The following is an 8,197-nucleotide window of genomic DNA, read 5'->3' as shown; positions in this document are numbered from 1 at the left end:
ACCCAGGGCCAGTTCGTTGCCGCCGGCTCCCCGGTCATGACCTTCATCTCGGGCGATCGCAGCACGGTTATCGTCGACTTCCGCGAGAACCAGCTGGTCAATGTGCAGCCCGGTGACAAGGCCGTGGTGATCTTCGAGGCGGCACCCGGCCGGCAGTTCGACGCCACCGTCGAATCGATCGCCTGGGGCATTTCGAACGGCCGCGCCTCCAATGGGGGCCTTGCACAATCAACCACCGATACGCGCTGGTTCCCGCCGGCCCGCAAGATCCCCGTGCGCGTCAGCATCGATGATCCCGCCTCCCTGCCCGCCAATGTGCGCCTCGGCTCGGAAGCGGCCGCCCTGGTCCTCCCCAAGGATGGCGGCCTCGTGCCCGTCATCGCCCGGGCCATGCTGTCGGTATCGAGCGTCCTTTCGGGCTTCAACTAAATGGAACAGCTGCCGCGCGTCGATCCACTCGAAGATCCGTATCTGGCTCTGCGCACCACGCTCGGTGTCGCGCTGCTCTTCGCGCTGGCCGAGCCGCTGGGCATGACCCAGCCGATGCTGCCCATCGCCATCGGCATGAGCATCCTGTCGGGCCAGCGCGGCGCCCTGACGCCGCGCACCTTTGCCGGCCCCATCGTGCTGCCGATCATTGCCATCGTCTTTTCCTGGCTCGCGGCAGTCACGGTCAACGAGCCCATGCTCTTCATGATCATGAATGTGGTGCTGGCGGCCGGCGGCATCGGCATCATGCTGTTCCGCGGCTCGCGCGCCGGCATGATGCTGACCGTGTTCCCGGCGATGATGTCGATCTCGGCGCTCTACAATGAATATGCACTGGTGGCGATCCGCGACTCCATGGTCGGCGGCGGCCTGATGGTCGGGGTGGCTGCGATCGTCACCAACCTGCTGTTTCCGCCACAGACCAAGCGCGTCCATATCGAACAGCCAAAGCCACACGTCTCGCGTAGCCCGGCGGTCGAACTGGGCATTCGCGTCGCCGTCTATCTCGCCGTGCTGATCGCGACCTACGCGACCAACAATATCAGCCTCCTCATCGCGCCGATCATGATGGTCTTCATCTGTGCCGAGCCCGATCATGGCGGCCGTATCGAACAGGTGGTCGACCGCGGCGGCGGCACCGTCATCGGCGCCCTCGTCGGCATCGTGGCGCTGTTCGTCTATAATCTCGTGCCGCAGTTCATCGTGCTGCTGCTCCTGCTCAGCGCCATCACCTATGTGCTGATCGACCGCATGACGACGGGCCCGGCGCGGCCGCAATACTACCAATATGTGTGTTCGGTCGCGCTCGTCGTGGTGCTCTCGTCCATCTACGGCACCAATTCCGCCTTCGAAGTGGTGGTGCAGCGTGTGTCCATCACCGTGGGCATCATGCTGGCCGGTATTGTCCTCCTGTCACTGCTCGAAACCATGTTCGTGCCGCGTGACGACACACCCGAAGAAGTGCCGGCGCGACTTTGAAAGCGCGCCGTCCGGTGCTACTCATCGCTCCGATCTGGTTCGGCGATGGGAGGCAACGTTGAGCATGGACGTGGCTTTTCTACGCGGCATCAATCTGGGCAAGCGCCAGATGAAGATGGCCGAACTCAAATCCTGCCTCGAAGCGGCAGGGTTTGAGGCCGTCAAGACCATCCTGGCCAGCGGCAATGTGCGCTTTGCCCACAGGACCCCGGCCGACGAAACCAAGACGGTTCTCGAAGAGGCCATCGAAAAGGCCTTTGGCTTCAAGGTCGGCGTCGTGCTGCGCAGCGAAGCCGAGATCAAGGACATGCTGGCCGAACATCCCTTCGACCGGATTTCTCCCGAGGCCGATGTCACCCGGCATGTGCTGCTGTTCGACAAAGCACTGCCCAAGGGCGTGGTGATCGATGATCGTCCCGGCCATACCGAAATCCTCCGTATCGACCCCAAGGAAATCTACATTGCTGGCTATCGCCAGCCCAATGGGCGCTATACGGAAGGCGTGGAGGAGGTGTTGAAGCCGCTCTATGCCAAACTGGGCAAAGGTCGCTCGACACCATGCGCAACTGGAACACTATAGAAAAGGTACTCTCGTGATCGTCGTTTTCGGCTCCAGCAATCTCGATCAGGTCGGCACGGTTTCGCGGCTCCCCGAGCCCGGTGAAACCGTGGCGGGAGGCACCTTTTCCATGGCGCCGGGCGGCAAGGGGGCCAACCAGGCCCTCGCCGCGCGCCGTGCTGGCGCCGACGTCCGCCATGTCTCGGCCGTGGGCGATGACGCCTTCGCGGATATGGCCCTAAAACTGCTGAACGAAGGCGGGGTCGATCTCAGCCAGGTGCAGAAAGCCAAGGCGACCACCGGTATTGCCATGATCTTCGTCGATGCCGAAGGCGAGAACGTCATCGCCGTGCTGCCGGGCGCCAATGGCACGGTCAGTGCTGCCGATGCCGAGCGCACCCTTGGCAACCTTTCGAGCAGTGATACGGTGCTCGTGCAGCAGGAAATCCCGCAAGCTGCGACCCGTCGCGCCCTCGAGATCGCACGCGAAAAAGGCGCTCGCAGCGTCATCAACACCGCGCCATTCCTCGCCGACACGCCCGAACTCGCGCCGCTGGCCGATATCGTGGTGGCGAACGAAACCGAGTTTGAACTGCTGTCCGGCCGCGGCATCGACCAACTCGATGCCGCCATGGACGAGTGGGTCAAGAAGACCGGCCGCACCATCGTGGTGACGCTCGGTCCCGATGGCGCGCGCGCCGCCTCGCCCGAAGGCAAGTTCGCCGTTCCCGCCCATAAGGTGACCCCGGTCGACACGGTTGGCGCCGGCGACACTTTTTGCGGCTATCTCGCGGCCAGCCTCGATGCCGGCCTGTCGTTGGAAAAAGCCATGCGCCGTGCCGCCGTGGCCGGCAGCCTCGCCTGCCTCAATCCCGGCGCCCAGCCCGCCATTCCGCTGGCCAAGGATGTCGACGCGCTGGTCTAGGCCCGAACAGCTCCATCAGGGCCGCCCCAAGGGGCGGCCTTTTTGTTTGAACCATTGACTTCGGATCGCGCGATCCATAAATGACTGACGGTCAGTCATTTATGGATTTTTCCGATGCGACGCCGCAAAGTCAGTGAAGAAGAACGCTCCGGCACAATCCTCGTGAGCGCCGCAAAGCTCTTTCGCGACAAGGGCATAGGTTCGGTGTCGATCGACGAGATCGTGCAGGCCGCCGGCATCGCCAAGGGCACGTTCTATCTCTATTTCCGCACCAAGGATGATCTGCTGCAAAGCCTTGCCGAAGCGGTCGTCGACCGGATGGGCGTTGCCGTCGAGGCCGCGGCCGACCGGCCGGGCAATGCGCTCGATCGGTTTGCTGGAGCAGTCGGGGCCATGAAGCTTGTCGATGGCGACGAGCAATATCTGACCGACGCCCTCAACCGCCCCGAAAACAGCGCCCTCCACGAAAGGGTCAACATGGCCCTGGTGCGCCGGCTCGGGCCGCTCCTGGCCAAGGTGATCGAAGACGGGCGCGAAGAAAAAACGTTCGAGGTCGAGGATCCGCTTGCGACGATCCAGTTCCTGCTCGCCGGGCAAGCTGCGCTGCTGGGCGGGGGCCGTTTCGCCTGGACGGAAGCGGAATATGCCGCCCGGCTGCGGGCGACCCTCATCATTCTCGAGCGCGCGCTGGGCGTGACCCCGGGCGCGCTGGCGCCGCGGCTTGTTGAGGCGCTTGCCGGCGCAACCCAACCCACTTCACCATAATGGCCAGGAGTTGATTGCCATGAAGACGATCCATATCGAAAAATATGTCGATGGCGTGCCGCAGGAAGTTCTCTCGCTGCCGATCGCGCCGATCCGCATGCTCGCGGGCCTCTTGCCTGCCGAAGCGCGCTGGAGGCTGCAGCAGCACGGGCTCGACCTCGATCTTCTTCTCGAGGACACGCCCAACGTGCCGGCACAATGGCTTGAGGTCGAGGAAGGCGCTGTCGCCAAGCGCATCCGCATTTCGCGGACCGACTGAGCCGGGTCGTCAGTTAAAGACCCGGCGCGGCTTGAACTGGCCGAATTCGACCGTGCCGGTTGCCAGCACCTTGCCCTTGAAGCTTACCCAGCACTCATCGAGATGGGCGGGCGCGGCTGCGCCGGTCAGCAGCACCGGATTGCCATTGCCCACGGCGCCGGCCTGGCCGGCATCGAGACGAATTTCCGGCAGGTCAACAAGGCCTGCCGACACCGGCGCCAGGAGGGCATCACGGGCATCGCCCGCTTCAGCCGCTTCAAGCGCTTCGAGCGTCACCGCGTTGGCGTCGGAAAAAGGACCGACGGCGGCGCGATGCAAACTCCCCACATGGCCGCGGGTGCCGAGGACCTCGGCAATGTCGCGGGCGAGCGAGCGCACATAGGTGCCCTTGCCGCAGGTGACTTCGAGAAGGCTCTGTTCGGGCCCATGTTCGAGCACGCTCAGCGCATCGACCTCGATCGGGCGCGGCTCAAGTTCAACCGTTTCGCCGGCACGGGCCAGATCATAGGCGCGTTCGCCATCGATCTTGAGTGCCGAAAAGATCGGCGGGCGCTGCATGATGGTGCCGGTAAACTGCGGCAGCACCGCTTCGAGCGCGGCACGGTCGGGCCGCACCTCGGAGGTAGCGATCACCTCGCCTTCACGATCATCGGTCGTCGTGGCGCTGCCCCAGACGATGGAGAAGCGATAGATCTTGGTTCCGTCCTGCACCTGCGGCACGGCTTTGGTCGCTTCGCCGAGGGCAATCGGCAAGATGCCGGTTGCGAGCGGATCGAGCGTACCGGCATGGCCGGCCTTGGCGGCGGAAAACAGCCAACGCACCTTGCCCACCGCCTGGGTGGAGGTGAAGTCATACGGCTTGTTGAGCACAACCCATCCGGAGATGGGGCGCTTCTTGGATTTCTTCTGTTCGGTCACGGCCTAGTCTTCGTCGCTACCGTCGCCTTCGAGGTCGCGCTTGACGCGATCCGAGCGCAGCAATTCGTCGATCCGGCCGGCTTCTTCAAACGTGTCGTCGACGAAGAAGCGGATATCCGGGGCGTATTTCATGTTAATCTTGGGCGCGACCCGGCCACGGATGAATTTCGCGTGGCGATTGAGCGCGGCGACGATCTCGTCAGCATGCACCCCGCCCAGCGGCATCACATAGGCATTGGCGAGCTTCAGGTCCGGCGTCATGCGCACTTCGGGCACGGTGACGACCGAGCCGACCAGCGCCTCGTCCTCGATATCACCGCGCGCAAAAATATCCGCCAGCGCGTGGCGCACCAGTTCGCCCACGCGCAGCATACGCTGGCTCGGGCCCAGGGGCTTGTTGTCCTTTTTCATGGGCAAGCGGATAGGCTTTTAGGGCCTTTTCGTCAATCCGCCTTGCTGAGCGCGGCTTCGGCCTTGAGCTGCTCGGCGCGGGCCTGCACCACGCCCGTGGGCACCGGCCAGGTCTTGGCATCGGCCGGATTGAAGCTCTTGCCGCGCCATTCCTGGTAGATGATGGCAACGCCCGTGTCGGAGCGCTGGAAGCTTGCGACCATGATCTCGCCAAGCCCGACAAAATTCCGATACTGGTCGGCATAGGCGCCGCAGACAAAGCCGAGCGGGGCCAGGTCATTGTCGCCATTGTCCTGGCCAAGCTGGAAGAAGCCGGTCAGTTCCGGCTTGCAGCTATTGGCATGCAGCACCATCAGCGCGGCGCGATAATCGGCAAGGGTGCGTTCGTTCTCGTCGCGGCTGATGCGCGCGCCATAGAGCGTCGTCCAGAGCGCTTCGCCCTCGCCCTTGGGATAGATTTCAAGCAGAGCCTGGCCGTCTTCGGCAAGATAGGAGGTTTCGACCCGGCCAAGGGCAGCTTCGTCCCCGCTCAGCCAATCGGGTCGCGGCATGGTCAGGTGGTGACCAAGCGCGTCCAGCACCAGCATGCCATCCGCCTCGACAACGGGCGCTTCGCTGCGAATCTGCGCCAGCGCCGGGGTGGCGGCCACGCCCAGAACGAAAAGGACGGAAAGAGCGGTTCTCAACTGCGCCACGGGGCACTCCTTAGCCCAAACACCGATGCAGGTTCCGGCCCAAGCCCCCAAGGACCATCTGCTGGAGGACGATTAGAAAGGAAGCTCCTCGCATGCAAGCGGGCACAGAACATTGACAGGCGGATGAAGGAAAGTTGCAACAGTGGCAGAGAGAAACCTAGCCACGGGCGCTGCGCGGCAACGGCGTTTCCGGCAGGATCCGATGCGGCGGCTGGTGTCCATCCATGAAGGTGCGGATATTGACGATAACAGTCTCGCCCATCTCGATGCGCGCTTCGAGCGTTGCCGAAGCCATGTGGCCGGTCAGCACCACGCGATTGGTTTCGGCCAGGCCCAGAAGCCGCGGATTGATGCCCTTGCGATTGTCGAAGACATCGAGTGCCGCGCCGGCCAGGCGCCCCACTTCGATACGCTCGATCAACGCCACCTCGTCGACGAGTTCGGGCCGGCTGACATTGAGCACATAGGCGCCGGGCTTCATGCGGTCGAGCCGCTCGGCCGAGAGGATGTTGGCGGTGTCGCGCGTCAGCGGTGTATGGAGCGAGACGATATCCACCGCCTCGAGCATGGGTTCGAGCTCGGGCCAATAGGTGGCACCCAAGGGCTCCTCCACCCCCGGCGGCCGGCGATTGCGCGAGAAATAGTGAATGTTGAGGCCAAAGGCGCGGGCGCGCTGCGCCACCGCGGTGCCGATGCGGCCCATGCCGACAATCCCCAGCGCCTTGCCGCGCAGCGGATGGCCCAGCATGGAGGTCGGCGACCATCCCGCCCAGCGCCGGTCGCGCAGCAGCACCTGGGCGCCCTCGACCACACGCCGCGGCAGCGCCAGCATCAGCGCCATGGCCATGTCGGCCGTGTCTTCGGTAAGAACGCTCGGCGTATTGGTGACGGTCAGTCCCGCCCGCCAGGCCGCTTCAAGATCGATATTGTCGACGCCATTACCGAACTGGGCGATGAGCCGCACGCTCTGCGGCAGGCGTCCGATCAGTTCAGCGTCGATCCGGTCGGTAATGGTCGAAACCAGCACATCCTTGCCCTCGATGCCGGAGAGGATGTCGTCCGGGGTCAGGGTCTGGTCGGATTCGTTTATGTCGGTTTCAAAAAGCGTCGCCATGCGCGCTTCGATGGTCTCGGGCAGGCGACGAGTCACCAGTATCTTCGGTTTGCTCGATGTCATGCTTACCTTGCGACCTGATCACAAAAGGGAGGCCTAGGCCTATCCTTTAAGGACCGTTAAGGATCATGCCGTAGTGATAGGGCAATTCCAATCCGTCTGCAAAGTCATGTTCATTTCGCACGCCGGTTCGGGCCGTGCCCGTCTGCTTTTTCCGCGCTTTTTTGCCGTTCTGGCGCTCGTTTCCGCGAGCCTGATGACGAGTGCGCCCACTGTCTGGGCCCAGGCCGAATCGGTTTCGGGCCTCAAGCTGCCACGCTTTGTCAGCACCCGCTCCAACCCGATCAATGTGCGTGTCGGCCCCGGCACCAAGTATGACATTGCCTGGAATTACAAGGTTTCCGGCATCCCGGTCGAAATCATCCAGGAATTCGATACCTGGCGCAAAATCCGCGACATGGATGGCGAAGAGGGCTGGGTGCACCAGAGCCTGCTCGTGGGCAACCGCGCCGGCTATGTAACCCCGCTTGTCGCCAATGGCGAAGTCGCCTTGCACAGTTCGCGCGCCGAAGAATCAGGCGTGCGGGCGCGCCTTGCAGCGGGCGTGCGCGTCAACATTTCGGCCTGCGACGGCGACTGGTGCTCGGTTTCGGCCGGCCAGCCGGGCGAGCGCGCCAATTTCTCCGGCTATGTCCGCCAGGAAGAAATCTGGGGCGTCTATCCCGACGAAGTTTTCGACTGATCAGCCGTCGAGTTCGGCGATCGCTTCATCACGCTGGCGCCTGATGCGCACGGCGTCGTCCTGCCTTGGACACGAGCTGCAATAGGCGTCCGGGAAGGCCAGATAGTCGAGGCAGCACCCCTTGCGGGCGATGATCAGCACCTGCCGGCCATCGACAAGCTCCAGCGTTTCAAGATCGCCCTGCCCCTCGAGCCCCATGGCCGCGAGCCACAGCGCGCAATAGCGGCGCTGCTCGGCAATGGTGATGCCGGGCACATAGTCGTGCAGGCGGATCATCAGCCCGAGCATGCGATCAGCAAGAAGCCGCATGGCCGGCACGCGCTTGAGTTTGGTGACCACCCG

At 63.6% G+C, this 8,197-nt stretch carries 12 protein-coding genes; 7 read left to right on the top strand and 5 right to left on the bottom strand.

Features of this window, described 5'->3' with window-relative positions:
- The 6 genes from J0I64_RS07280 to J0I64_RS07255 form a co-directional block, all read left to right on the top strand.
- Positions 1 to 429 (top strand): HlyD family efflux transporter periplasmic adaptor subunit (locus J0I64_RS07280; protein ID WP_291406930.1); only part of this gene is annotated, 429 nt, incomplete at its 5' end.
- Positions 430 to 1,467 carry an FUSC family protein gene (locus J0I64_RS07275; protein ID WP_291406929.1) on the top strand — a complete coding sequence of 346 codons (1,038 nt, stop codon included), beginning with the start codon at positions 430 to 432 and terminating at the stop codon, positions 1,465 to 1,467.
- A 64-nt stretch (positions 1,468 to 1,531) separates the two neighbouring features.
- Complete coding sequence (locus J0I64_RS07270) at positions 1,532 to 2,047, top strand: DUF1697 domain-containing protein (protein WP_291406931.1); 516 nt, start codon at positions 1,532 to 1,534, stop codon at positions 2,045 to 2,047.
- A gap of 13 nt (positions 2,048 to 2,060) precedes the next feature.
- A complete protein-coding gene (locus J0I64_RS07265; RefSeq protein WP_291406928.1) occupies positions 2,061 to 2,951 on the top strand; it encodes a ribokinase in 891 nt (296 codons plus the stop codon).
- Between the two features lie 114 nt (positions 2,952 to 3,065).
- A complete protein-coding gene (locus J0I64_RS07260; protein WP_291406927.1) occupies positions 3,066 to 3,716 on the top strand; it encodes a TetR/AcrR family transcriptional regulator in 651 nt (216 codons plus the stop codon).
- Positions 3,717 to 3,735: 19 nt separating this feature from the next.
- The gene (locus tag J0I64_RS07255; RefSeq protein WP_291406926.1) at positions 3,736 to 3,975 is read left to right on the top strand and encodes a hypothetical protein; all 240 of its coding nucleotides are present in this window, start codon (positions 3,736 to 3,738) and stop codon (positions 3,973 to 3,975) included.
- A 9-nt stretch (positions 3,976 to 3,984) separates the two neighbouring features.
- Here J0I64_RS07255 and truB read toward each other — a convergent pair whose 3' ends face one another.
- The 4 genes from truB to J0I64_RS07235 all read right to left on the bottom strand — a co-directional run bounded on the left by truB (position 3,985) and on the right by J0I64_RS07235 (position 7,176).
- Positions 3,985 to 4,893, bottom strand: a complete 909-nt coding sequence (gene truB / locus J0I64_RS07250; protein WP_291406925.1) for a tRNA pseudouridine(55) synthase TruB — start codon at positions 4,891 to 4,893, stop codon at positions 3,985 to 3,987.
- A gap of 3 nt (positions 4,894 to 4,896) precedes the next feature.
- Entirely contained in the window at positions 4,897 to 5,304 is a 408-nt protein-coding gene (rbfA, locus tag J0I64_RS07245; RefSeq protein ID WP_291406924.1) for a 30S ribosome-binding factor RbfA, read from the bottom strand.
- Positions 5,305 to 5,336: 32 nt separating this feature from the next.
- Positions 5,337 to 5,999 (bottom strand): hypothetical protein, encoded by a 663-nt coding sequence (locus J0I64_RS07240; RefSeq protein ID WP_291406923.1) that lies wholly within the window; start codon positions 5,997 to 5,999, stop codon positions 5,337 to 5,339.
- A gap of 157 nt (positions 6,000 to 6,156) precedes the next feature.
- Positions 6,157 to 7,176, bottom strand: a complete 1,020-nt coding sequence (locus J0I64_RS07235) for a D-glycerate dehydrogenase (protein WP_291406922.1) — start codon at positions 7,174 to 7,176, stop codon at positions 6,157 to 6,159.
- Positions 7,177 to 7,282: 106 nt separating this feature from the next.
- Here J0I64_RS07235 and J0I64_RS07230 point away from each other — a divergent pair, with 106 nt between their 5' ends.
- The gene (locus tag J0I64_RS07230) at positions 7,283 to 7,855 is read left to right on the top strand and encodes an SH3 domain-containing protein (protein ID WP_291406921.1); all 573 of its coding nucleotides are present in this window, start codon (positions 7,283 to 7,285) and stop codon (positions 7,853 to 7,855) included.
- Here the strand turns inward: J0I64_RS07230 and J0I64_RS07225 are convergent.
- Positions 7,856 to 8,197 (bottom strand): hypothetical protein (locus J0I64_RS07225; protein ID WP_291406920.1); only part of this gene is annotated, 342 nt, incomplete at its 5' end. It lies immediately after the preceding gene.

The sequence above is a fragment of the Devosia sp. genome (assembly GCF_017307565.1).
GTDB lineage: Bacteria > Pseudomonadota > Alphaproteobacteria > Rhizobiales > Devosiaceae > Devosia.
This window is presented reverse-complemented; position numbering and strand designations above follow the sequence as displayed.

Excerpts from the sequence above, each read along its gene's own strand:
- J0I64_RS07275 (WP_291406929.1), top strand. The coding sequence starts at position 430 with ATGGAACAGCTGCCGCGCGTCGATCCACTCGAAGATCCGTATCTGGCT.
- J0I64_RS07270 (WP_291406931.1), top strand. The coding sequence starts at position 1,532 with ATGGACGTGGCTTTTCTACGCGGCATCAATCTGGGCAAGCGCCAGATG.
- J0I64_RS07260 (WP_291406927.1), top strand. The coding sequence starts at position 3,066 with ATGCGACGCCGCAAAGTCAGTGAAGAAGAACGCTCCGGCACAATCCTC.
- J0I64_RS07255 (WP_291406926.1), top strand. The coding sequence starts at position 3,736 with ATGAAGACGATCCATATCGAAAAATATGTCGATGGCGTGCCGCAGGAA.
- rbfA (WP_291406924.1), bottom strand. The coding sequence starts at position 5,304 with ATGAAAAAGGACAACAAGCCCCTGGGCCCGAGCCAGCGTATGCTGCGC.
- J0I64_RS07235 (WP_291406922.1), bottom strand. The coding sequence starts at position 7,176 with ATGACATCGAGCAAACCGAAGATACTGGTGACTCGTCGCCTGCCCGAG.
- J0I64_RS07230 (WP_291406921.1), top strand. The coding sequence starts at position 7,283 with ATGTTCATTTCGCACGCCGGTTCGGGCCGTGCCCGTCTGCTTTTTCCG.